A 26,875-nucleotide genomic window follows, 5' to 3' on the forward strand; every position below is an offset into this window, starting at 1 on the left:
CACCGTGTCTCCATATCTCCGTGTCCCCGTGTCACCGCGTCACCGTAACGGGGTAAGTAAGGTAGCCTTTACAAACTTTTCAATCCATAGATAAAAACTCATGGTTATTATTCAATAATTCCATCCATAGAACTATAAGAATAAATTACAGAAAATATCGTGGATTTATCTAGGAAAGTAATTCCCATTTGGGACAGATAAAGGTAAGCTAAATCTAACAATATTAAACAAAGATAAAGTTCCATTAGTGGTCGTCACTGCGTTGATAGGGATCAACGCTAATTGATGTGATCGCTTTAAGTTTTGTTGCAAATATAGAGGTAATTGAATGGCTCAGTACTTGCTAGACAGTGTTTGGCTGATTCCTGTTTATGCTTTAATAGGCGGTCTTTTAGCAGTTCCTTGGTCACCGGGAATAATTCGGAAAACGGGACCAAGACCGGCGGGATATGTAAACTTGGTAATGACGTTTTTCTCATTTTTTCATGCTGTGTTTGCTTTCACAGCGATATGGCATCAACCAGCCCAAGAAGTATTTATTCCTTGGTTATCTACAGCAGGCTTAAACCTAACCATTAATTTAGAAATTTCCTCGGTTAGTGTGGGGGCGCTAATTGTCATTACTGGCTTAAACTTCCTGGCGCAGATATTCGCCATTGGTTACATGGAAATGGACTGGGGCTGGGGACGTTTCTTTTCCTTATTAGGATTATTTGAAGCTGGGCTTTGTGCTTTAGTTCTGTGTAATGACTTGTTCTTCAGTTATGTAATCTTAGAAGTTTTGACGCTGGGGACTTACCTGCTAGTTGGTTTATGGTTTAGTCAGCCTTTAGTGGTGACAGGCGCAAGAGATGCGTTTTTAACCAAACGGGTGGGAGACTTGTTTTTGCTTATGGGGGTGTTGGGAATATGGCCTTTAGCAGGAACTTGGAATTATACAGAGTTAGCTGAATGGGCGGCGACTGCGAATGTTGACCCCACGGTGATGACATTGGTATGTTTGGGGTTAATTGCTGGACCAATGGGTAAATGCGCCCAATTTCCGCTGCATTTGTGGTTAGATGAAGCAATGGAAGGCCCTGTACCAAGTACAATTTTACGGAATTCGGTGGTAGTGGCGAGTGGTGCATGGGTGCTGATTAAATTGCAACCTGTGTTTAGCTTGTCCCCCACAGTTTCTTCGGCTATGGTTGCCATTGGGGCGGTGACAGCAATTGGTGCTTCGTTAATTGCGATCGCTCAAATTGACATTAAACGCTGTTTATCTTATTCTGTCAGTGCTTACATGGGCTTAGTGTTTATTGCTGTGGGAACACAACAAGATGATGCAGCAATTTTATTAGTTCTCACCCACGCTTTAGCCTCTGCATTATTAGTAATGAGTACCGGGGGAATTGTTTGGAACAACATTACCCAAGATGTAACTCAATTAGGCGGACTGTGGACACGTCGCCCCGTTTCGGGAATAGCGTTTATTGTTGGGACTTTGGGCTTCATTGGATTTCCCCCCCTAGGCAGCTTTTGGGCATTATTTAAATTAGCCGATGGACTTTGGACAACTCATCCTGTATTAGTGGGAATTATCGTTGCTGTCAATGCTTTAACTGCCTTTAGTTTAACTAGAGAATTCGGTTTAATTTTTGGTGGTAAACCCAAACAAATGAGTGAACGTTCTCCAGAAGCTCATTGGCCAATGGTTTTACCAATGGTAATTTTAGTAGGCTTTGTTTTACATCTGCCTTTAGTATTGCAAAGCTTATCATTACTACCCAATTGGACTACCTTAAATAAAGATATCGCTCTACTTTTAATTTGGTCGAGTATCTTCGGTTGCAGCATCAGTGGCGTGATTTATTTAGGCAATATTCCTAAACCGATTCGTCTGCCTTGGAAAGGATTACAAGATTTACTGGCTTACGACTTTTATACACCCAAACTCTACAAAATCACCATCATTTTCGGTGTTGCCCAAATTTCTAAATTCGCCGATATGCTTGACCGTTTTGTAATTGATGGCATCGTTAATTTAGTTGGTTTATTTTCTCTTCTGGGTGGAGAGGGACTCAAATACAGCACCACTGGACAAACTCAATTTTATGCCTTTACCATCCTGTTAGGAGTTGGTGTGTTAGGCGCGTGGGTAACTTGGCCATTTTGGGGAATACAGTTTTTAGATTTAGTGTTCTAAACGTAGATCATGGCAGATAGTTCGGTAGGAAAAATCTGCCTCAAAAATTGTGAATTTGGAATTGTAAATTTTGAGAATAATCTATTATGCTGAGTGTTTTAATTTGGATACCAATTATATCAGCTGCAATTATTGGGTTTTGGCCTGGTAATGCCATTCAACCAAGTCGCGCCCGGTTAGCATCTTTAACAGTAGCGGGAATGGTATTACTCTGGAATCTATTCATTCTCCTCAAATTTGATATCAGTTATCCAGGGATGCAATTTCAAGAATATTTACCTTGGAATGAAACTCTAGGATTGAACTATCAATTGGGAGTTGATGGGCTATCAATATTAATGTTAGTTTTAAATAGCTTTCTCACTTGGATAGCTATTTATAGTAGTAACAAAAACACCGAACGCCCCCGCCTTTACTACTCGATGGTTTTATTAGTCAGTGGTGGTGTTGCTGGTGCTTTCCTAGCAGAAAATTTACTGCTGTTTTTCCTGTTTTATGAACTTGAATTAATCCCCTTTTATTTATTAATTTGTATTTGGGGAGGAGAAAAAAGAGCTTATGCTGGCATCAAATTTTTGATTTATACAGCAGTTTCTGGGGCTTTGATTCTGGCAACATTCTTGGGTATGGTATGGTTAACCGGTTCTCACAGTTTTGCTTATGATGCCGTTTCTACCCAAAACATTTCCGCCGGAATGCAATTACTGCTTCTAGGGGGAATAGTATTAGGGTTTGGGATCAAAATGCCCTTGGTTCCCTTCCATACATGGCTACCCGATGCTTATGTCGAAGTTTCTGCACCTATCGCTATCTTGCTGGGTGGTGTATTAGCAAAGCTGGGAACCTATGGACTATTGCGGTTTGGACTGGGTATGTTTCCCCAAGCATGGAGTGTGATAGCGCCTAGTTTAGCAATATGGGGCGCTATCAATGCTATTTATGGGGCAATCATAGCGATCGCGCAAAAAGACATCAAGCGCATGGTAGCATATAGTTCCATTGGACACATGGGCTATATTTTACTAGCAGCCGCAGCCAGCACACCTCTATCATTAGTTGGTGCAGTTGCCCAAATGTTCAGTCACGGCATCATACTCGCAATTCTTTTCCATTTGGTAGGTATCGTAGAAGCCAAAGTCGGAACAAGAGAATTAGATAAACTCAACGGTTTAATGAGTCCTATCCGTGGTTTACCTCTCATTAGCGCCCTACTCGTTTTAAGCGGAATGGCTAGTGCTGGTATTCCTGGTTTAACCGGTTTTGTAGCTGAATTTATCTCTTTTCAAGGTAGTTTTTCTACCTTTCCCATTCCCACACTTTTATGTGTAGTTGCATCTGGTTTAACCGCAGTTTATTTTGTTATTCTTCTCAACCGTACCTGTTTTGGTAGACTTCAAAACAATTTAGCCTATTATCCTCAAGTTGTCTGGGCGGAAAAAATGCCCGCTTTAATTTTGGCATCCGTGATCATCTTTTTGGGAGTGCAACCAACTTGGTTAGTGCGTTGGAGTGAAACCACAACTACATCAATGGTAGCAGTCATTCCTACTCCTGAAAAAACTGTAATCTCAAAAATTGCTTTGAAGTAGTTATATAGCAGGTGACAGGGGACAGGTGACAGGTGACAGTCTGAAGAGTCTTTTGGTGTCTAGGTTTTATAATCAGTTGGTGTCCTAACCGCCCTACCCCTTGCTATATCAACTTCTTCTATTTACTCTCTTTCCACCAGAAGAATTATGATTAAATGAACCGCGTTCACGCAGTGTCCCGTAGGGATAGGCGCGAAGGACGCGAAGGAAGAAGGAAGAAATAAGAAGGAAGAAGAAATAGCCATGACGTTAATACTGCCAGAGTGGCAACATGATGTTTTGAGTATTTTTCATGCCCTGAAAATACGTAAAGATTTGCCCAATATTTCTACACCATAAATCAATATTTCATCTTTTTTACAGGAAATAACAATGGTACAAACTCCAGAAAAATCAACAACCAAATTACCACCCTCTAGACACGAATTTGCAGAAATTATTCATCGCTTGGAAGCTGGCGGTTCAATGTTGCCAGATACCCCAGAAAACTTAATGCAAATTATCGGTATCTACAAAGCTTATGCTGTACCGATGGATTTCTACTGGCGGGACTTACTTTATATAGCTGAACGTGAGTTTTTGAACCCATTTGCCTTCTTTAAATACTTCCTACCTCAAGAGTATTTAGATTTACATAATCATTATGCTGGTGATGATGCTGATTTAAGAATTTGGCGCGGTGAAGCCACTGCACATCCTGAACTTTTGGCATTTATGGAGAAAGGTGAAACTTTCAAAATGCCCAAATTAGTGCATCATTTATTCCATGACAGAATTAACATGGAATTTGCAGAAGCTTGTATGCGGGCAATGCTGTGGCATCGAAAAATGTACGCCCCAGTAAATCAGTTTGATGCTTATTTAGATTCAGAAGAATATAAAGCTAATGCTGATAAAGCAATTACAGCTTACTTTAAAAATAATCCCCTAATGTTGGGAATGTACAAACTGTTTCCAGATATGTTTTTGGAACAGTGTCGTCAAATGTCTTATTATTCCAATTTGGGATTATTTTGGGAAGTAATGGCACCAGTATTTTTTGAAATGTCTGACATCTACGACGAAGGTGGATTTAAAGGCGTTCCAGATGCAATGGATTTTATAGTAAATGGCATATTTGCTATTGCTGGCCGTCCCATTTATCATCATATATATGTAGATGGCGAATGCTATGAAATCATTCCCAAATCAAAGGGTTTCACCTGGCTATATGAAGCTGCATTACCCTATGTAGAAGCCGTTTTTTACCGGACTGCACCTTTCCGGGGGACAAAATCCTATAATGCCCAAGCCGGACAAGTACCGGAAGATCAAAAAGACTTTCACTATGGTATTCTCTATGCTGATGTGTTTCCTGTGGGAACAGCAGGAATTCCACCCACATTATTAATGCAAGATATGTTGCATTTCTTGCCCCAATATCTGATTGATTATTACCAAAAATATTGCCGGGGTGAAGAGGATATGTTGATTCAGTTGGGGATTACTTTTCAACGTTCCATGTATAATGTCACCTCTGCGGTAATTCAAGCTTTAAGAACTGCGCTTTTGTATCCGTTAGATGATACAAACCCCAAGCATTTACAGGCAAATCGTGAATTTTTTGAAATGCAGATCAATCGCTTTACGCGTGCTGATTATAATATGCGCGATGCTGCTAGGTTACGGGATATTCAAAGACAAGATTATCGATAGAATAGAATATCTTGCTTGATGAAAATAAAAGTCTCAAAACCTGATTATTTTGTAAGGTGGGCAATGCCCACCAACCTTTATTGAGAAAATACAAGATGTCCTTCTACCTCCTTTAATAAGGACTCTAGGTAGAAAATTCTGCCCTTAACTGATTGACTACCCGATCTAATCCTACGGAATGGGCTGCTTTGAATAATAAGCGATCGCCCTCTTGCACAAATGTTTTTAATCTGGCTACCAAATCAGCATGATTAGTAAAACACTCAGAAGGTATACCTATAGCGCTGTTAACCATAACTTGGGCATCTTGTCCATCCACCAAAACTAGCAAACTATCTAAGTTCAATTTTCGCACCATTTCGCCAACTCGTTGATGTAGCTGCGGCGATCTTTCTCCTAATTCCTTCATTGCACCCAATACGGCAATTTTTCGCTTTCCAGGAGTATCTGCCAATAACTGCAACGCCGCTAACATGGCTTCTGGGGCAGCATTATAGGTTTCATCTAAAATTAAAACATCATTAGGTAAAGTAAAGCGTTGGCATCTACCTGTAGGCATATTCACCATGACACCAGATTGTAGATTTGCCCAATCAATTTCTAATACCTGGGCGACTGCTAAAGCTGCTAAAAAATTAGTAGCATTGTGACGACCTGGTAAGGGTAAAGGTAAGCGAATTCCTGCCAATTCTACAACTTCATTGTCAATTAATTTTCCTTGGATATCGCCACCAGAAAAACCGTAACTGATAACTTTCCCCTGCCAAAATTTCGCTGCTGTTTCCATTAACAGGGGATTGTCATGATTGAGAATTGCCACACTATTAGCAGGCATTTCCGCCAATAACTCACATTTAGCTGCGGCTATAGCTGCTTCTGAACCGAGTAATTCAATATGTGCTGTCCCCACATTGGTAATTACGCCAATTGTTGGTTTAGCGATTTGTGTGAGTTCGGCGATTTGTCCTCTTCCCCGCATCGCCATTTCTATGACAGCGAAATCATGTTCTGTACCAAGTCCGAGGAGAGTTTTGGGTACACCAATTTCGTTATTGAAATTCCCATAAGTTTTGTGAACTTGTCCTTTGGTGGCTAAAACTCCGGCGATGAGTTCTTTCGTTGTCGTTTTTCCTACTGAACCTGTTACCCCAATCACAGGAATAGAAAAACTATCACGCCACCATCTAGCAATTTGCTGATATGCCTGAAGAGTGTCTTTCACTCGCAATACAGGAAATCCAGGGTTTTCATAAGCATAATCAACAATTGCTGCGATCGCACCAAAAGCCATCGCCATTGGCACAAATTCATGTCCATCGAACTTTTCGCCCCGTAAAGCCACAAACACTTGACCAGCTTGCAACATCCGGGTGTCTGTTTGAATACCACTGCCCAATTGGGCTAAGGCAGATGCAGATAAATTCACTGGTTGGGCTAACAGGACTTCAACCAGTTGGGATAGAGTGGCAGAAACAGGCATACTGATAAATAATAGGGTGTTTTAGTTTTAAATTAAAAAAACAGCAGACCGATATTTGCAAGGATGACGAGGAAGATAATTACCAAATCCTACAATCCTTATGGTCAAAATATAAAAATATCAGGGGAATATATATGCCTGTTCCTGATTGTCTTTAATATCGTGTCCGGTTAAATACTTATAACCAAGGCTAATGCAGAGACACGGGAATGAGGAGAATCTGTTTAATTAGCAATTAGCCGGACTCGATATGAGAAACTACGCAGAATATACGCAAGCCTTCTTGATCAAAAAATAGATTGTTGCCAAAGTACTTTTGTACTGTGACCAATTATGTTTCCGTTTCCCCGCTTCGGCTTTAAATCAGCCCAGTTCTGTGGGGAGTAATAATATTGATGTCCCAATAGCAGTTCATCACTTTTAGATAAACCTGTAGCGCCCTGAGACTTATAGTGTGTCCTGTTACCAAGATTGGTACAAGCTGAAAACCTACATTGAACAGTTTTCAACCAGAACTGTACAGTGAAGTGCAAATCTAGTTTTCTGTTTTTTCAATTGTCTCAATCACTGCTAAACCTATGCTAGAAAAGGCAATTAGCAGTACTGCCGATATCAAGTAGGCATTGGTAAGCATCCGGAGGGCATCGTCAAAAAAAATGTAGGTACTCATTGTTTCAGCCTTTAAACTCTATGCTGGCGCTAGTACTATCTGTCTACAGCCTGATGACTGAATTTTCTTGATTAATTCCTAGCACTTGCATCTTAACAAAACTTTAGATGTTTCAGGACATCATGACAAATTTTTTTTGCTAAAGTTTTGATGAATTTAACCCAAATTTGGTTAAGCACAATACAGAAAAATACTGAAAGTAAAAATTAAGGCAATCTTCATTACCGTACTTTTTTCGGATTTACAGTCAATTCGGTCACTATTACTTAAGCAAATATCATGGCATCTTTACATTTAGCAATATTAAAAAATATAATATAAACCTAACCCCCCAACCCCCTTCCCTACCAGAGGAATGGAAGCGAGGTTTTCTATTTAATTATGCCAAGCTAAGTAGGTAAGCACAATAAAATCAAACTGTGTAAAGAAAAGTAAACAAGGCTAAAACCCTTTCTCTCCCTGCCCCCTGCCCCCTGCCTTATCCCAACGACTATTTTTAACGCCAACCTACTTACTTAGATACTGAATTTTTTATTAATCAATCTTTACTAGAGATGGAAAGAGGAGAGAATTTAATAGTTGTGCTTTTAAGGAAAAATTCTCAAAAAATCAAAACTACTGGCAATTTAAACAGGGTTTAATAGTAGCGATTACCGATTCTGATAGTGTTGGTAAATCATAGCCACCTTCTAAACCAAATAAGATTTTGTGAGTTAAGCCTAAACAATATTCTGTAAATAAACCATAATCTTCTGGACGTAAATTGATATTTGCTAAAGGATCATCCGCATTAGCATCATAACCAGCGCTGACAATTAGTAAATCTGGCTGAAAATTAACTAAAAATGGGATGATTTTACTTTCCCACAAGGGTTGATATTCAGTAATATTACTACCTGGAGGAATAGGTAGATTTAACACATTATTATGAAAACCTTTTTCGGAAGCTTTGCCAGTACCGGGATAAGCTGGGTACTGATGTAGAGAACAATATGCAATTTGTGAGTGAGTTTCTACGATGGCTTGAGTACCATTACCGTGATGGACATCCCAGTCTAAGATAGCAACACGGTTAACTCCCGGTTTTTCTAAGGCATAGACAGAGGCAATGGCCGCATTGGAAAATAAACAAAACCCCATCCCAGCATCACTTTCGGCATGATGTCCCGGTGGACGCGCCAATACAAATGCGGGATTTTCTGTGGCTAAAACAGCATCTACCCCATCCAACCAAGCACTCACCGCCAACAAAGCTACATCATAACTACGGGGGGAAACTGGGGTGTCTCCATCCAAATAACCACCACCCGTGGAAGCAATTTCTTTAAGTTTGTTAATATATGTGGCAGTATGGACTTTTTCTATCCAAGTCATCTGTCCGGGTTTTGTGGTAGGGGATAGCCATTCAATTTGTTTGGTAAAACTCCCAGCTTTTAAAGCTTTAACAATCGCGGTTAAGCGTTCTGGTTTTTCAGGATGATAGCGTCCTGTTTTATGTTCTAGAAATTCATCAGAATAAATAATTGGTAGCATAAATAAAACTGTGTAAATTCATCCAATATGAAAAATCTCTAAAGAACTGGTACGATATGGATTTTTTAGATTGTTATGTGAGATTGATGTGAGATTTTTAATTCTCCTCTGCGAAGTGAGTTGGTAGTGATAAAAATGCGATTAAAAGTAACTCCAATTTTATGATCTAACCGATTACAACTAAATGAATTCCCAACGGAAAATCAAAACTCAAATATCAACAAAACTCAAATATTAAGCGGCTTTTACTTCTGATATCATCTGGGCTTAATTATTTATCAAAAAAACTCCCCGCGTCACTGCGCCTACCTATCTCCGGTTCAGCCCTAATTATAAATCTTTCACCAAAGACAATATGACTCATGGCTCCTGAATTTTGCTGTAACTGTAATTGATATAATATTTTAATTTGGAGTTGCTAATCTATTATTGTTTTGTTAGCCATTCTTGCCACAAAGTACCTGAATATATGTTAGGATTATATCAAAATATGGCAATTTTTCAAGATTAATTTGACATAATTTTGTGTTTTGTCAATTACAAAGGCTAAAATCTACAATTTTTGGAGTTGTTTAGGTTATGACAACCTCACAGGAGAGGATTATCCCGACGGATTTGCGAAATGAAATGTCGCGGTCTTATCTGGAATACGCCATGAGCGTAATTGTAGGTCGGGCGCTGCCAGATGCAAGGGATGGTCTAAAACCTGTGCATCGTCGCATCCTCTATGCTATGCACGAGTTGGGTTTGCTGCCAGACCGCCCCTTTAGAAAATGCGCCCGTGTGGTGGGGGAAGTACTAGGTAAATTTCACCCTCATGGTGACACAGCGGTGTATGATGCCTTGGTGCGGATGGCGCAGGATTTTTCGATGCGATCGCCCTTAATCAACGGACATGGTAACTTTGGTTCAGTAGATAACGACCCGCCGGCGGCAATGCGGTACACAGAATGTCGCTTGCAAGCCTTAACGAGTGCCGCCCTACTGCAAGATATTGAAGCCGAAACTGTAGACTTTGCCGATAACTTCGATGGTTCTCAACAAGAACCGACAGTTTTACCATCACGTATCCCCCAACTACTGCTAAATGGTTCTTCTGGGATTGCGGTGGGAATGGCGACAAACATTCCTCCTCACAACTTAGGGGAATTGATTGATGGGTTAGTAGCGGTAATTCACAAACCCGAAATTACCGATATTGAGTTAATGCAGTATATCCACGGACCAGATTTCCCAACTGGGGCGCTGGTTTTGGGAACTTCAGCAATTAAAGAAGCTTACACCACCGGGCGCGGTTCTATCACCATGCGCGGCGTTGCCAATATTGAAACCATTGAACAACGAAATAGACCAGAACGGGAAGCAATTATTATCACAGAATTGCCTTACCAAACCAACAAAGCGGCCTTGATTGAAAAAATAGCCGAGTTGGTAAATGATAAACGCATTGAAGGGATTGCAGATATTCGGGATGAAAGCGATCGCGACGGAATGCGAATCGTCATAGAATTAAAACGCGATGCTTATCCCCGCGTTGTTCTCAACAACCTTTACAAACAAACTCCACTCCAAGCCAACTTTGGCGCGAATATGTTGGCCTTGGTGAATGGTGAACCCCAAGTCCTCACCATTAAAGACTTCTTAAGAGTCTTCTTGGATTTCCGCATTGAAACCATTAACAGACGTACCCGTTATCAATTACGGAAAGCACAAGAAAGAGATCATCTTTTACAAGGTTTATTAATTGCTTTATCCCAATTGGATGCAATTATTATCTTGATTCGTCATGCACCGGACGCACCCACAGCTAAAGGTGAGTTAATCACAACTTACGGACTTTCGGAAGTCCAAGCAGATGCAATTTTACAGATGCAACTGCGGCGATTAACAGCCCTAGAAGCCGATAAAATTCGTCTAGAACATGAAGAATTACAAAACCAGATCGCCGACTTACAAGATATCTTGGATAGACGGGAACGGGTGCTAGAAATCATCGAAAGCGAAGTTAGCCAAATTAAAACTAGTTTCGCCACACCCCGACGCACACTCATTACTCACGCGGAAGGGGATTTAGACGATCTTGACTTAATTGCAAATGAAAAAGTCCTGATTCTTCTCACCAAACAAGGTTATATCAAACGGATGCCCGTTAGTACCTTTGAAGCCCAAAGTCGTGCCACCAGAGGCAAAGCCGGCGCTAAAGTCAAAGATGATGATACCATTGAGCATTTCTTAACTTGCTGCGACCATGATAGCGTCTTATTCTTTAGCGATCGCGGAGTCGTCTACTCCCTGAGAACCTATCAAATACCCCTTGGTTCCCGTACCAGTCGCGGTACACCCATCGTCCAAATGTTACCCATTCCCAAAGAAGAAAAAATCACCTCTATCGTACCTGTAGACGAATTTAGAGATGATGAATACTTGGTCATGCTCACCAAAGGCGGTAACATCAAAAAAACCGCATTGGCAGCATTTAGTAACATTCGCGCCAACGGTTTAATTGCCATATCCTTAGAAGAAGGCGATCAACTACGTTGGGTACGGAGAGCCAGAGTAGAAGATAGTATCATCATTGGTTCCCGTCACGGTATGGCGATTCACTTCCGCTGTACTCATGAACAATTGCGCCCTCTTGGTAGAGCGACTCGTGGAGTAAAATCCATGAAACTAAAAAAAGGTGATGAATTAGTAGGAATGGATATTCTTCCAGCCGCTATTCTGGAGACTTTGAATACAGAGACAGAATTAGAAACTGAAGACATCATCGAAACTGAAGACATCATTGAAACCGAAGAAATCACCGAAACTGAAGACATCGAAAATAACGAAGAAACCATAGAAGTAGCCAATAGCAACAGCACTGGTCCTTGGGTTTTGGTGATTACAATGGGAGGATATGGAAAGCGCGTACCAGTTGCACAATTCCGCCTGCAAAACCGGGCTGGACAAGGTTTAAGAGCTACCAAATTCAAAGACCGCAAAACCAAAGACAAATTAGCCACCCTGCGAATTGTCAACAACGACGAAGAAATCATGATGGTCACAAATCGCGGTATTATCATCCGTCAAGCAGTGAATGCAATTTCTACCCAATCGCGTTCTGCTACCGGAGTGAGAGTGCAGCGTTTAGACGAAGATGACGCAATTACAGGAGTAGCAATTGTTCCTCCCGATACTGGTGATACAGGAGAACTAGAAGAAACAGAGTAAAGAAGAGACAGGAGGATTCAACGCAAATTCACTTTAGTAAAACTCTGCGTGACTTTGCGCTTACCTCCGCGTTCCTCTGCGTTAAAAAAATTACGACTGATGTGAAGATGAAGTATTTAGGAAAAAAGCCGTTTTCATCCTTCCACCTTTACGCTTTATCCTTGATCAGTGGACTGTTAATGGGAGTGACAGTCGCCCCCGTCGGTGCTTGGTTTCTAGCCTGGGTTGCCCTTGCTCCTCTCTGGGTAATAGTAGTAAAATATACGACTCCCCCTGCCTCCTGCCCCCTGCCCCCTGCCTTCTTGTGGGCGATCGCATATCATGGAGTTGCCCTGTCCTGGATTACTGGCATTTATCCTATGGATTGGTTAGGTGTTCCAGCCTTACCAGGTATAGCAATTACCATCTTTTGTTGGTCATTTATTAGCCTCTGGGGAGGAATATTAGTCTCAGTTTGGGCAGCTTTAATGGTGCGTTTAGACCAGCAAAAACCCTGGTTGCGTGTATTAGTTGGTACGGCTTTATGGTGTGGTTTAGAAAGTCTTTGGAGTGCCAGTCCTTTATGGTGGAGTTCCCTTTCATACACCCAATCACCGCACAATCTGGTAATTTTACATTTGGGTCAATTGTCTGGAACTACCACTGTAACCGCTGTGATTGTCGCTGTTAATGGGTTGTTTGCGGAAGCTTGGATTTATTTAAGACTTACGCAAAATCATGAAAAAATGAACCGCGAAGACGCGTTCGCGAAGCGTCTCGAAGAGAAGAACACGAAGGAAAGAGAGTTTAGGGAAATTTTGCCTAAGCCCTATTATTATGAAAATCTCACGCAGAGTCGCAGAGGCGCAAAGGAAGAAAGAAGAGTTAATTTTTACTTAATTTCGGCGGTTACAATATTTATAATTTCTCATATTATTGGTTTCATTATTTATAATCAACCCCTCACCCAAAACCAAGATACAAATTTAAAAATTGGCATTATTCAAGGTAATATTCCCAATCAAATAAAACTGCGTCCTGAAGGATTGCGTCGAGCCATTGAAGGTTATACTGAAGGATATTTAAAGTTAGCAAATCAAGGTGTAGATGGAGTTGTCATTCCAGAAGCTGCGTTACCATTTTTTCAACGCAATCTACCAGAAACATCTTTTGTGAAGGCAGTCAGAGAAAAAGGTGTAGTTGCTTGGATAGGTGCTTTTGGTGAAAGGGAAAACAGCTACACAAACAGTTTATTTACTGTTACAGGTAAAGGAGAAATTACCAGCCGCTACGACAAATCCAAATTAGTCCCACTGGGTGAATATATTCCTTTTGAACAAATTTTAGGCGGGATTATTCAACGTTTATCACCACTAGATGAACATCAAGTTCCTGGTTTACCAAATCAGGTTTTTGATACTCCCTTTGGACGAGCAATTGTCGGTATTTGTTACGAATCAGCCTTTCCAGAAATTTTCCGTCGTCAAGCTTTCCTGGGTGGACAATTTATTCTCAGTGCCTCCAACGATGCCCATTACACAGCGGCAATGTCAGATCAACATCATGCCCAGGATATCATGCGAGCAATTGAAACCGATAGATGGGCAGTCAGGGCAACAAATACGGGATATTCGGCTTTTGTTGATCCTCATGGGAGAACCTTGTGGAAATCAGGACATAATACCTACGAAACCCACGCAGAAACTATTTATCGCCGCCAAACGCAGACTTTATATGTGCGTTGGGGTGATTGGTTGATGCCTTTGTTGTTGGGTTTGGCTGGGGTGGGGTGGTTTTTAGGCGGAACGATTAAACGGCTCTAAGTAGCAAGACTGAATAAAAGAAAAGTTAGTAGTAAGGGCTTTAGCCCTATCAAACCTAGCAAGAGAGCGATAAATCGCTCACTACGACCAAAATTTTATCTGACATTTAATTCTGTCTACCTACTTAGAATTAGGATATACTGTTTTTGCAATTAATTATTATATATCTAGCCTTGAGCCAAAAGGCAATCAGAAATGTCTTGACATTGCCAACAAATACAATAAGTATCATAATCAACTGACTATTAAGAGGCATTAATATGACAAATTCAACATCTGATATGTGGGCAAAAATTCGCCAGCAATTTGATAGCTCACCCTATCCCACAATTCCCTTAGATAAATCTCCTGAAAATGACACTGATTCACTTTATCTTCACAACTTAATCACCCCCTATTATCTGAGAAATCAAAAAGTTATAGACACCAAAGACAAAGTAATTTTAGATGCTGGATGTGGCACTGGTTATAAATCATTAGTTTTAGCAGAAGCAAATCCGGGGGCGAAAATAGTTGGTGTCGATATATCAGAAGAGTCAGTTAAACTTGCCCGGCAGCGTTTGGAATATCATGGTTTTGATAATGCTGAATTTCATGTTTTGTCAATATATGATTTACCCAAGCTAAATTATCAATTTGATTATATTAACTGTGATGAAGTTCTCTATCTTTTCCCTGATATAGCTGTGGCGTTGCAAGCAATGAAAGCTGTATTAAAACCGGATGGTATTATTCGCAGTAACCTACATAGTTCACTTCAGAGAACAAATATTTTTCGCGCACAGCAAGTGTTTACCATGATGGGTTTGATGGAAGGAAATCCAGAAGATTTAGAAATAGAAATCGTCACTGATACCATGAAGGCTTTAAAGGATAATATCAATCTCAAAGCTACAACTTGGACTGCTGGCTATGAAGGAAAGGACAAAAAACAGACTATTCTCATGAACTACTTATTCCAAGGGGATAAGGGTTACACTATTAATGATATTTTCTCAGCTTTGAGGGTTGCTGATTTAGAGTTTATCAAGATGTCGAATTGGCGACAATGGGACTTGATAAACCTGTTCAAAGAACCAGATAATTTACCTGCTTTTCTCGCAATGAGCTTACCGGAAATATCTACAGAAGATAGTTTACATTTATTTGAACTTCTCCATCCTATTCATAGATTACTAGATTTTTGGTGTGGTAATCCTCAAACTGCACATACTGTTGTCCCATTTTCCGAATGGACTGATTCTAACTGGGAAAATGCAATAGTACATCTGCATCCACAGTTCAACAACTCTAAGTTCAAAACAGACGTTAGGGATTGTATAAGCATAGGTAAAACTTTTCCTATCCGTAAATATCTAGCTTTAACAGAGGAATTTGTCTATATAGATAGCTCAATGGCTCTTTGCTTGCTACCTGTGTTTGATAAACCCTTACCCATGATGTCCCTAGTGGAGCATTGGCAACAATTTAGACCTCTTGATCCTCTGACAGCAGAACCCACTGATAAAGTCAAGGTTTTTCAGTTATTACAAACGCTGCTACAGGTTTTAGAGGATTTTGATTGCATTATGTTAGAACATCAATCTTGATTCTAGTCAGTAGTGAGCCAATACTGTTCGGTTAAGAATTTTTGTAGGTGGGGTTAAGCGACAGCCATTGATGTCAACTTAATCTCAAACCGTTGTCCCACAGCCGTTTGACCCCTCCCCTTAATCCCCTCCCCGTTTACGGGGGGAGACAAAGCATAGCTTTGGCAGGGTGGGGTTCTTTGGGATTGATTCCTAATCGAATAAGTTTGATATAACGTCATGACAAGGCTTTCACGTTAAGTTGACACCTATGAGCGACAGCGCAACCCAACAAATACTTATAAATGTTGGGTTTCCTAACGTCAACCCAACCTACTTAATTCTATTTTTTTACCTTAACTGACAATATTGCGTAGTGAGTGATTTAAAGTGCAAACGGGTGTGTATCCTTTACTGAAGCGTTAGTCATACGCAATGTATTACAGAGAAATATCCTGGAGATTTTTCAGCAAATACTAAATAGCTGTAAGACTTAACAAATAAGGCTTTTTAGTCTATTTATGCCATCTGGTAAAAAAAGTTTTTTAGTAGGATGATATGAAACTGAATAAGAGTGGGTAAGTTATTTGTACAAGGAAACGATACTTCACCAGCAAGGAAAACTACTATGAAAACTGAACTGAAAGCCAAGTTTATCCAACACCTTCTAGGTAAAAAGAAAGAGAACGAAGGTTTTACCCTGATTGAATTGTTAGTTGTAATTATCATTATTGGTATTCTATCAGCGATCGCTCTACCTTCCTTCTTGAACCAAGCAAACAAAGCTAGAGAATCTGAAGGTAAACAATACGCTGGTTCTATGAACCGAGGTCAACAAACATACTATCTAGAAAACCAGAAGTTTGCGAGTGATATAGGCGAAATGGGTCTAGGTATCCTCACCCAAACTACTAACTATAAGTACAAACTCGAAGGTGGAGATACAGTCGCTTTGACACCAACTACAGCTGTTAGAAACGTTGCCGATCCTATCAACCCCATCAACTTAAGATCCTTTATAGGTGTTACTGACCTGATTCAATCTGGTGGTGCTTCCACAACAACTTCTATCTTGTGTCAGAAGAAAGATGCAGGTGCTTATGATACCGCAGGTGCAGTTGTTGATCCTGCTGCTAACACTGTAATACCCAAATGTGATGGTACTGTTTTCAAATCAATTGAATAAGATAGTTGATTAAATGCTTTTGAAAACTATCTTATTTCTAACAATATGAAACAGATAATTTCATCTAATTAATGTAAAAGTAGGTAATCATTTTACCTACTTTTTATTTTTTTATTTTCCTTTTCACAATTATGAATAATCTTGAATCTTTAGCACAACAAGCATTTCATACTTTCCAGCAAGGTGAGTATTTTCAAGCCTTAGAACTTTATCAAGAACTAACTAATCATCAACCAGAAGTCAAAGAATATCATTGGTATTCAGGATTATCCTTACTTTTACAGGGTAAAGAAGCAGAAGCACAAACTACTTGGATGTTAGCAATTTTTGAAGGGGAAGAAGAACAAATTGAACAGTGGACTTATGAATTAGTTAAAATCTTACAAACAGAAGCACAAAAACAAGAAGAATTAACACAATATCAACTTGCTTGGGTTATTCGTCAACATATACGAGAAATTTATCCTGGTGAAGTTAATAATATTTTAGAACTAATCAAGTTATCTTTAGATTTAGAAAATCTGACTCAGGATAGCTTTCAGGAATTAGGCATTATTGAACTTTTAAATTCTGAACTAGAAGAAATAGATAGAGATTTGTTATTTTCTGTCCTCAAAAAAACTCTAAAACTATTATGGTTTGAACCTTGGATATTAGATTTTTCTGAAGCGTGTATTTTCTATTTAGATCCTTTGCAACTGACTCACCGCGTCATGTTAACTGCTACGGAAGCTGCTTACGCAGGACACAAGTTTAACTTAGCAATTAAATATGCTGAATTAGCTGTAAAAATAAATTATGCAGATCCAGATGTTGTCTCAGAAGTCCTCAGTCACTTAGCAAGTTTTAATTATGAAGTTGGTAATTTTGAGCAAGGAATTAATTTTTCTAAAACTATTCATGATTTAGCAACTAATACCACTGATTTAATTAATGCTAACATCATGATATTACAGGGTTTATTACGTTCTGGTGGACGTTGGTATGAAGCTATTCCAATTATCCAAGAATATGAAAACTCTTTAAATCAGCTAATTACAGAACAACCAAATTTAGCGAGAAATAAAATTTATCGTTTACTTAATTGTACATATTATTTACCTTATCTGCGTGATGCTGCTCGACAAAATCGCTTTTTACATAACGAGATTGTCAAATTATGTCAAAACAGTATACAAGTTTATGCCCAAGAACAATATCATCGTTACTCTCTCGCTAACGCTCAAAGAATAAAAGCACCCAAGAAAAAACTAAAAATAGGTTATCTTTCCCATTGTTTGCGAGAACATTCAGTAGGTTGGTTAGCACGATGGTTATATCAATATCATAATCGAGAAGAATTTGAAATATATACTTATTTTGCTACTTACCGTTCTCACGTTCATGATTTTCTGCAAGATTGGTATGAGGAAAAATCAGATCATGTCAGAAAATTAGGCCGAGACGGTATCGAAATTGCTGAACAAATTCATCAAGATGAAATTGATATTTTAATTGATCTTGATAGCATGACTGCGGATATTAGCTGTGAAGCAATAGCACTAAAACCAGCCCCAATTCAAGCAACATGGTTAGGTTGGGATGGTTCGGGAATCCCTGCTATTGATTACTATATTGCTGATAATTATGTTTTACCAGAATATGCCCAAGAATATTACAGTGAAAAAATTTGGCGTTTACCAAATGCCTATTTAGGGGTTGATGGTTTTGAAGTGGGTGTACCAACTCTACGACGAGAGGATTTAGCAATTCCTAATGATGCAGTAATTTATTTTAGCGCTCAATCAGGTTATAAACGCAATCCAGAGAATGTGCATTTGCAAATGAAAATTCTTAAACAAGTACCAAATAGTTATTTTTTAATCAAAGATATTAATAAAGATGTCAGTGTAGTTAGAGAATTTTTTGAACAAATTGCGGAGGAAGAAGGAGTCAGTAAAGAGAGATTACGCTTTTTAGAAAAAGTACCATCATCCTCAATTCATCGTGCTAATTTAACAATTGCTGACGTGGTTTTAGATACCTATCCCTATAATGGTGCAACCACAACAATGGAAACTTTATGGGTGGGTATACCTTTAGTCACGAAAGTAGGAGAGCAATTTTCCGCTCGTAATAGTTATACAATGATGGTGAATGCGGGTATCAGAGAAGGTATTGCTTGGAGTGATGAAGAGTATATAGAGTGGGGTGTGCGTTTAGGAAAAGATGCCGATTTGAGAAAAGAAATACATTGGCAATTATTAAAGTCACGACAGACAGCACCGCTTTGGAATGGTAAACAGTTCACCCGTGAAATGGAACAAGCCTATCAACAGATGTGGCAAAAATATCTTAATACTTAATTAGCTCGTAGTCAGGGCTTTAGCCCTTAAATTTAATATTATAGAGGCACTAAAGTGCTTACTACGAACTTATAATCAGGGCTTTATCCCTTCAATTCAATATTATAGAGGCACTAAAGTGCTTACTACGAACTTGTAATCAGGGCTTTATCCCTTCAATTCAATATTATAGAATAAAGTGCTTATTACGTACTAATCATCCCAATTTTTACCAAAATCTAGAACTGGATACTCAATCCAAGAATCACGTAACCATTGCCGTCCATAATTTGCTAAAAAGTGCTTACTACGAACTTGATGATAAAACACTTCTAACCCAGCAACACAAGCTTTGTCATCAAAAACACGGTCTTGATTCTGACTCATTCTTTCTGAAATGCTATTTCGCCAAGCAGAATCCAATCCTAATTTAACAGCGATTTCGATATATTCTGCTTCATTTTTAACAATAGTATCTGTCACTCCTAAAAGTTTCAGGAAACTATCAGTGTGACGACCACGCATAAATTCCCCAGGACAAGTTACTATAGGGATATTGCAAGCGATCGCTTCTAGGCTAGTATTACCACCAGACCAGGTAAATGTGTCAAGATAAACGTCTGATAATAAGTTAATCATCAGATAATCTAGCCGTTCTGGAATATTAAGATGGACACAGTAATCTTCACTATTTAGCCCAACCGCAGCAAAAGCACATTCCAATCGGGACTTTAATATAGTACCCCGTAAAAATACAAATTTGGCTTGGGGAATTCGACTAGCAATTTCTGCCAATATAAAATCATATTGCGGTAAATATTTAAAAGGTGCTTGACAACATAAATAAATTACATCATCATCACTTAAACCATAATCTGAACGAGTTTTAATAACTGGAGGAATATAAGGTTTAGGATAAGCAACACCAATATTAGGTAAGAGAATTAATTTTTCTGAGTAATGTTCTTGAGCATTTTCTCCTTCCATTAACTCGCTAGATAAAAAATAATCAATAGTGGGTAAACCCGTTGTTACAGGATGTCCCCAAGCTACACACTGCACAGGTGCAAGTCGTAAACCTCCCATTTGCATAGTTGGTGCATCCATGCCAATTTCTGGATACACTAAAATGTGTAGTTTATCAGCAATTATTTGTTCACAAACTGCTGGTAAGTTATGAGGAATATGATAGAAAAAGTCGCTATAATCTTTAAATTGTTGAGTAATTGGATCTGGCTGATTACCTGTGTAATAACAGTAAATTTCCAAATTTTGATGTTCACAGTAACGTAACCAACCAGTTAACCACAGTGTACCGCTATAAGAATGTAAATAATTAGAAGCATAACCAATGCGGATTTTTTCTTGCGGCTGAAGTTCTGGCATAGATAAAGGTACAACCCATTGGGGAAAGTTAGCCGCCATAATTTTATGCACTAACTCTCCATATTGGCGTTGTAAATCTACATCATTTTGAGCTTGATAGGAGAGGTAAAAATTAGTTAGTCTGCCTATTCCAGCTAAAGCATTACTTCGTTCTTGAGGCGTGTTTAAAGAAGTTTCCTGAATTAAAGTTTGTAATCCTTGCGTATATCTCTGACGATAAAATTTGATTTCTTCTTGGTGGTTGTATATAGTCGGGACTGTTAAATATTTAAGTATTTTAAAAGTATAATCATCTGGTAATAATTGACAAGCATTCTCTGCACTTACAATTGCTTCTTGATTACGTCCATTAAGCCGCAGGTCTATAATTAATGAAAAATGTAACCTAGGATCAGTATTGTGAATTTTAATTCCTGCTTCAAGTGTTTGAAAATATTGATCTAACAGGTTTAAATTTCTATAGCATTGACTTAAATGCCAATAAACTTCCACATTTACCGAATACATTTCTACAAGTATTTGGTATTGTTGACTAGCTGCTTGCCATTTCCCTGCTTGAAATAATCTATTACCTAAATCAAAAATCAATTTATGTAGTGGAATATTAGGGAAATTCTCTATTTTATAGGCGGGAATTTTCTCCATATCAAACAATGCTAATGCTTGCAGATTTTGATGTTGGAGAATAATTTGAGCATAAATAAAATTGGTTAGACTCTCTCTTTCATATTCATTTAAACCTGCTAGTAGAGAAATTTCGCATTCTGTAGTGATATCAAAATTTTCTCCTATGAGTAAATTCATCGCCACAGCAGATAAAAATAAATTAGCTTCTTCAACATCACTACCATTTGTATCTATCAGCAATGTCATTTGATGACTATCAGGATGATTTACTACAGCTTTAATGGCTTGTTCTAATTCTAACAGCAGTAACTCTTCCGGTTGTTTCCAATCAGGAAAAATTATAATATTAATGTTACCTGGAGTTATTTCCAGAAGCTCTAATATAGATTCTTGTATTTGATTAATTAGTGTGTTTTTTCCCATTTTCGATTTTTGATGTTGAATTTAAATAAGCTTTTAAAGCGAGACAATTGAAAACCTATTCCTTGCTAGAACCTTGAATAAGGTACAGCATAAAATACCCCTTAATTTATGTTACACAAATGTTCTTAAAGTTAATTTATCAAACTATCTATTTGATAATTCTGTAGCTGGCTCACTGAGGCTTGTGCTAAAGCCAATTCATCTTCATTTTTCAAAACTACTCTGCCATAAATGCGCGGTAATAAAGATTCCCATTCCCTATCCCCTAACTCAGCTACTAGGGAAATATTTATGCTATCACTAATATCTAAATCTTCTTCCATTAATAAATTCATGGCAATACTAGATAGAAACATTGTTGCTTCTTCAGCATCAATATTACCTGTGTTAATCAGTAAAGTAATTTTTTCGCTTTCAGGATGATTGGCTAATGCTTTAATTATTTCTTGTAACTCTAATCCAAGTTCATCCTCTGATTGTGTCCAATTAGGGAAAATAATATAGTTAATTTCATGAAGATTGAGTTTAACTTCTAGTTCGCTAATGATCAGACTTGTTGTCGAAATTTTTTCGGCTATTGCGTAAATCGATTCATATCTTCTACTTTCCAGATCAATACTAGGATCAAAATCTCGCAATCTAACATTATTAAAACCTGCTTGAGATAAAATACTTACCAAGTTATCTTCATCAAACAGATGATAGTGATGCCCTGCCATATAGGCAATATAATTTATATAATCTATTGGAGAGTTATAATGATAAGCAGGTTTAAATTGACAGTATCTTTCAGTATCAAATTGGTCAGGATTCAAATATGCTTCAATATATATTCGGGAATTAGGTACACATACTCTAAAAATCCCTCCTTTTTTCAAGATCCGATAACATTCATTTAAAATACCTGCCATTTGATAAGGATATAAAAAATGCTCAAGAACATGAGAAGAGTATATTTCAGTAACACTTTCATCTGGAAACGGAAGTGGATTTCGCAAATCTAAGATGAGATCACAATCTCCACTAATATCTATGGTAGTCCATCCTTCTAATTGGTGTTCTTTTCCTGCTCCTAGCTCAATTTTAATTGGTTTATTCTCAGATAATAGTTGTGTAATTAGATTATTATTTCTATTAGATATTTTTTGTAAAACCTCTTGTCTGTGAAGCACTTGCTTTTTCCATTCCACATATTCAGCTAAGTTGACTTGATCATCTAATTCCATAAATTATTACTCTTTTGAATTTTTTTATTGCTGAAATTTTCAATCCAACTAATTAATTAAATACAAAATTAGCATATGAAAACTATCCCTAATTATAGCAAATATTTATTTTCAAAGATTGTTGAAAACATAAATTGATTAATTTGAAGTAGAGAGTTGATTCATCCAGGTATCTAATTCATAGGATTTTAGATTTCCAACTGGTACTTCTGCTAAAGCTTGTTGATCTTCATTAGGTAAAACAATTCTGGCATAAATACGAGGTAGTAAAGCTTCCCATTGAATAGCTGCCAAATTTCCTACTGGAGCAATTTCTAACCCTTCACTAATATCTAAATCTTCTTCCATCAGTAAATTCATAGTAACACTAGATAAAAACATTGCTGCTTCTTCAGCATCAATGCTACTTGTACTAATCAGTAAAGTAGTATTATAACTCTGAGGATAACTAGCTAATGCTTTGATGATTTCTGTTAATTCTAAACCTAGTTCATCTTCTGGTTGTGACCAATCAGGGAAGATGATTAAATTAGTTTCTTTGAGATTTAAGGATAATAAAGTTGTGTTAATTAACTTGGAACTCACAATTTCAGCCATCTTTATCCAAGAGAACTTTTGAGATTGCACTAAACCTGCGGTAATTAATGATTGACGAACGTTAGGTTTCTGAACTTCACACAGAGCATTTGTCAGTGCTTCCACATCATTATCATTGACATAAATAGCTGCTTCTCCTGTAACTTCTGGTATTGAAGCATTAGGACAAGTAATCACAGGACAACCACAAGCTATTGCTTCTAATACAGGCATTCCAAAGCCTTCATACTTAGAAGGATAAACTAGTGCCACTGCACCAGAGTAAGCTATTGCTAGTTCTTCATCACTTAGCTGTAGCATATATACAGCACTACCTGCCGTGTAGGTTCTTAAATCTGGCGCTAATATTCCACCAATACCAGTACAAATAATATCAAATCCGGATCTAGTAGCTAGTTTTGAAAAAGCTTTAAAAAATAAAATACCATTTTTATAATCACCACCACTACCAACTAATAGGAAGTATGGTTTATTAATGCCATACTTATATTTAAAAGCGTTAATTTCGCCTTCATTAGCAGGTGAAAAAAGAGGATCTACACCACAATGAGCAACAGTAATTAATTCTGAGGGTATATCAGGAAAACATTTATTTAAGTCTTTGGCTGTATTTTTAGAGATGGAAATATAAGCAGAGGCGTGTTTAATTCCATGATGTTTCTCACGCCACATAGGTTCATTAAAGTTAGCCCCCAATACTTCTGGTATCATGTCATAAGCCATAAATACTGAAGGGGTGTTAATGGGGGTGGTGTAGTAGCTAGAAATAAATAATTCGGCTTCTTGTTGATCACAGATGTGCTGTAACATCTGTTTATCAGCTTCGGTATTGTTATAGTTGTAGCGGGAAATAGTAAGATAACGAATACCGGGAATTTGGGGTGCTGTATTGGCTCTATCTAGGACTAAGATATGATTAGCAAATTTAGTGTTTGCCCATTGTTGCAGGAGACTGCGCCAAACTCTAGCAATTCCTGTTTGATATAGTTGGAAAAAGACACCATCAATGAGAATAGTTGGTTTTATTTTTTGAATTTTATTTTTTCGTTCTTCTACTTCTTCTGGTTGTAAAAACTTCCAATTATTACTATTAGTTTCTCTCTGTGCTATTGGTACAATACCAAAAGAGTCAGCAATGTCTACCCTCGTTTCATCTCCTACCCATGCAAAATAATCTCGCAGCAAAATAGGAAATTTATTGTTTGCTTGTAAAGCTAACCATTGAGAAACAGCATTACTATAGCCATAATACTGTTCTTTAAACCGCAATTGTTCTGACGTAACATAGGCAAAGTGTTGAAACACTAAACCATTCTTTTCAGTTTCATCATGTAAAAAAGGATTTATGGCTGCAATATTTTGATGTTTTCCATCTAGAAGAGGTTCAACTAATATGGGAGGTTCATGTGCTGCCCAAAATGCACCAGGTTTAAATTGCCAAGTTCTCAACCAGTCTTGTTCAGGATTTTGTGCATAACAGTTACGGGTACTGATTATGAGTTTTTCTCCGACGAAATACCAGCACCAATAAAATGCAGCAGTTTTTTCAGGGTTACTTATGAACATTTCTCTAACAGTACAAATCTGCTCTAATGTCCACAGTTCATCTACATCTATTTGCCATAATAAACACTCTTCTTCAATATTAGCAAGCGGTGCATTCACCATTTCCCTTTTACCATCCCAAAACGCGCCTTCGGGTTTGCGGTAAATCGTAATATTATCTGGATATAGTTTCGCTAGTTCATCCAGATATTCTTTAGTACCGTCATAGCTCAGAGCATTTTTATGGAATTCTTCACTAATATTTCCACCAAGTTGTACACTCCAACTTGTATCGTGCTTTAAGTCAGCTACACCTTCAATAATATGCCAATGCCATTTAAATGGAAGTTGCTGGAGGACTTCTATATGATATTGAATAAATGGTTGCCCATTTAAAACAATGGTAAAAAAGTTAACTGGTAGTATGGAAAAAGCAATATAATTTTCATAAAAAGAATTAGAATCTACTACTAATTCTCCAATATTTCCATCTTCAGTTATTCGATGGCATTCATAACCGTTTTCAATCAAGATATCAAAAGTAGATTTTGCCGTATGATTTAATCCCTCCAACATCTTTTGTGATATTTCAAATTGTATATATCTTATGGATTTATTTTTTAATAATTCTCTAGCTCCTTCTAATACATCGCTTTCAGCACCTTCGACATCAATTTTCAAATAATCAATATGATCAATACTGTTTTCTAAGCAAAATGAATCTAACTTAATTGCTTCAACAATTTCTGTATTTATAATGGGTACATATTGCCCTGATCCTTGCGGATCTAGCATTTGTGGTTTTCCAATGCTATTCCACACTGAAAAATCATCTGGAAATTCATTAAATTCTATTTGAGTATCATCAGAATAAAATGCTTTTTTAAATCCGTAAACATTATTAATTTTTAATGCAATAAGTCTCTCTTGCAGTCGATTGAAGGTAGTTGACGTTGGTTCAAATGAATAAACTTTTCCAGAAAAACCTACTATTTTACTTAGAAGGATTGAATAATCACCAATATTAGCACCAATATCAAAAACTAGCATTCCTGGTTTAACAAGTCTAGTCACTAGTCTTTGCTCAGATTTTTCATACACAGAAAAATAATTTTCAACACTATCCTTTTTTTTGAAAATAGAATATCCATTTCTAACAGACGTGTTTTGAGAAACAAGTATATAACTAGAGTCATTTAGTAATTTATGATGATTGATATTATTTTTGAAGGTAGTAATATCATCTAAACAAATAAATTTCGCTCCATATACTTCGTTTAATTCGGCAACACCAGTAAATTCTGATCCATCTATTAAAACTACATCAAAATCTTCTATATTATTGTCTTGTTTAATTTTCTTAATACCAGCATCAGCAACTCCAGAATTTTTTACATATTCAATATCTTGTTGTAACCAATTAAGAACTTGTTCTAATGGATATAAATTTAAATTAGTTATATTATTCCTGTAAAAACTTATAACTTCTTGCTCCTCAGGAAAACTTTCTAGTGAAACAGAAGAAAAGTTATAGCATTTTACAAATAATTCATTTCTGTACCTATTTTGTAACTCAGCAAATCTAGGTTTTGAAATTTCCATACAAAACAAAATTGGTTTGTTCGGGTTTTCTCTTAAACCTATCACAAATGCTTCTGTACTTCCTTCGCCTGAAGATGAGCCAATTTCTAAAACAGTTTGAATATCTTCTTCCCTAGCAATTCTATGAATAGCTGTATAAAATTCATCATTTTTAATTTCTGGCGGAATTAAACGATTCAGTTCAGAATTAGTAATTTCATTATTCATAGTCATACTCTTAT

General features: G+C 37.7%; 14 protein-coding genes. 8 read left to right on the forward strand and 6 right to left on the reverse strand.

Annotated features, from left to right (window positions below; translation table 11 throughout):
• Window positions 1–328: 328 nt before the first annotated feature.
• The 3 genes from ANA7108_RS0104980 to ANA7108_RS0104990 all read left to right on the forward strand — a co-directional run bounded on the left by ANA7108_RS0104980 (window position 329) and on the right by ANA7108_RS0104990 (window position 5,472).
• The gene (locus ANA7108_RS0104980; RefSeq protein WP_016949668.1) at window positions 329–2,188 is read left to right on the forward strand and encodes an NAD(P)H-quinone oxidoreductase subunit F; all 1,860 of its coding nucleotides are present in this window, start codon (window positions 329–331) and stop codon (window positions 2,186–2,188) included.
• A gap of 86 nt (window positions 2,189–2,274) precedes the next feature.
• Window positions 2,275–3,777 (forward strand): NADH-quinone oxidoreductase subunit M, encoded by a 1,503-nt coding sequence (locus ANA7108_RS0104985; RefSeq protein WP_016949669.1) that lies wholly within the window; start codon window positions 2,275–2,277, stop codon window positions 3,775–3,777.
• 372 nt (window positions 3,778–4,149) lie between these two features.
• Window positions 4,150–5,472 (forward strand): CO2 hydration protein, encoded by a 1,323-nt coding sequence (locus ANA7108_RS0104990; protein WP_016949670.1) that lies wholly within the window; start codon window positions 4,150–4,152, stop codon window positions 5,470–5,472.
• Between the two features lie 124 nt (window positions 5,473–5,596).
• On the opposite strand, the gene murF is transcribed toward ANA7108_RS0104990, so the two are convergent.
• The 3 genes from murF to ANA7108_RS0105005 form a co-directional block, all read right to left on the reverse strand.
• Window positions 5,597–6,952, reverse strand: a complete 1,356-nt coding sequence (murF, locus tag ANA7108_RS0104995) for a UDP-N-acetylmuramoyl-tripeptide--D-alanyl-D-alanine ligase (protein ID WP_016949671.1) — start codon at window positions 6,950–6,952, stop codon at window positions 5,597–5,599.
• Window positions 6,953–7,487: 535 nt separating this feature from the next.
• Window positions 7,488–7,622 (reverse strand): hypothetical protein, encoded by a 135-nt coding sequence (locus ANA7108_RS31160; RefSeq protein ID WP_016949672.1) that lies wholly within the window; start codon window positions 7,620–7,622, stop codon window positions 7,488–7,490.
• A gap of 615 nt (window positions 7,623–8,237) precedes the next feature.
• Window positions 8,238–9,155, reverse strand: a complete 918-nt coding sequence (locus ANA7108_RS0105005) for a histone deacetylase (protein ID WP_016949673.1) — start codon at window positions 9,153–9,155, stop codon at window positions 8,238–8,240.
• A 579-nt stretch (window positions 9,156–9,734) separates the two neighbouring features.
• On the opposite strand from ANA7108_RS0105005, the gene gyrA reads away from it, so the two are divergent.
• The 5 genes from gyrA to ANA7108_RS0105030 all read left to right on the forward strand — a co-directional run bounded on the left by gyrA (window position 9,735) and on the right by ANA7108_RS0105030 (window position 19,269).
• The gene (gene gyrA / locus ANA7108_RS0105010) at window positions 9,735–12,368 is read left to right on the forward strand and encodes a DNA topoisomerase (ATP-hydrolyzing) subunit A (RefSeq protein WP_026103988.1); all 2,634 of its coding nucleotides are present in this window, start codon (window positions 9,735–9,737) and stop codon (window positions 12,366–12,368) included.
• A 107-nt stretch (window positions 12,369–12,475) separates the two neighbouring features.
• Window positions 12,476–14,170 carry an apolipoprotein N-acyltransferase gene (lnt, locus tag ANA7108_RS0105015; RefSeq protein ID WP_052311089.1) on the forward strand — a complete coding sequence of 565 codons (1,695 nt, stop codon included), beginning with the start codon at window positions 12,476–12,478 and terminating at the stop codon, window positions 14,168–14,170.
• Window positions 14,171–14,430: 260 nt separating this feature from the next.
• Entirely contained in the window at window positions 14,431–15,759 is a 1,329-nt protein-coding gene (locus tag ANA7108_RS0105020) for a class I SAM-dependent methyltransferase (protein WP_026103989.1), read from the forward strand.
• Window positions 15,760–16,366: 607 nt separating this feature from the next.
• A complete protein-coding gene (locus ANA7108_RS0105025; RefSeq protein WP_016949677.1) occupies window positions 16,367–16,924 on the forward strand; it encodes a type IV pilin-like G/H family protein in 558 nt (185 codons plus the stop codon).
• Between the two features lie 131 nt (window positions 16,925–17,055).
• Window positions 17,056–19,269: a hypothetical protein gene (locus ANA7108_RS0105030; protein ID WP_016949678.1), complete on the forward strand. Its 2,214-nt coding sequence runs from the start codon at window positions 17,056–17,058 to the stop codon at window positions 19,267–19,269.
• Window positions 19,270–19,461: 192 nt separating this feature from the next.
• Here the strand turns inward: ANA7108_RS0105030 and ANA7108_RS26775 are convergent, their stop codons facing one another.
• From ANA7108_RS26775 to ANA7108_RS0105045, 3 genes are all read right to left on the reverse strand, one after another.
• Window positions 19,462–21,684, reverse strand: coding sequence for a hypothetical protein (locus tag ANA7108_RS26775; RefSeq protein ID WP_016949679.1), 2,223 nt, complete (start codon window positions 21,682–21,684; stop codon window positions 19,462–19,464).
• A gap of 131 nt (window positions 21,685–21,815) precedes the next feature.
• Window positions 21,816–22,910 (reverse strand): methyltransferase domain-containing protein, encoded by a 1,095-nt coding sequence (locus ANA7108_RS26780; protein WP_016949680.1) that lies wholly within the window; start codon window positions 22,908–22,910, stop codon window positions 21,816–21,818.
• 138 nt (window positions 22,911–23,048) lie between these two features.
• Window positions 23,049–26,861 carry an FkbM family methyltransferase gene (locus ANA7108_RS0105045; protein WP_016949681.1) on the reverse strand — a complete coding sequence of 1,271 codons (3,813 nt, stop codon included), beginning with the start codon at window positions 26,859–26,861 and terminating at the stop codon, window positions 23,049–23,051.
• Window positions 26,862–26,875 lie beyond the last annotated feature (14 nt).

The organism is Anabaena sp. PCC 7108 (assembly GCF_000332135.1).
Classification (GTDB): Bacteria; Cyanobacteriota; Cyanobacteriia; order Cyanobacteriales; family Nostocaceae; genus Anabaena.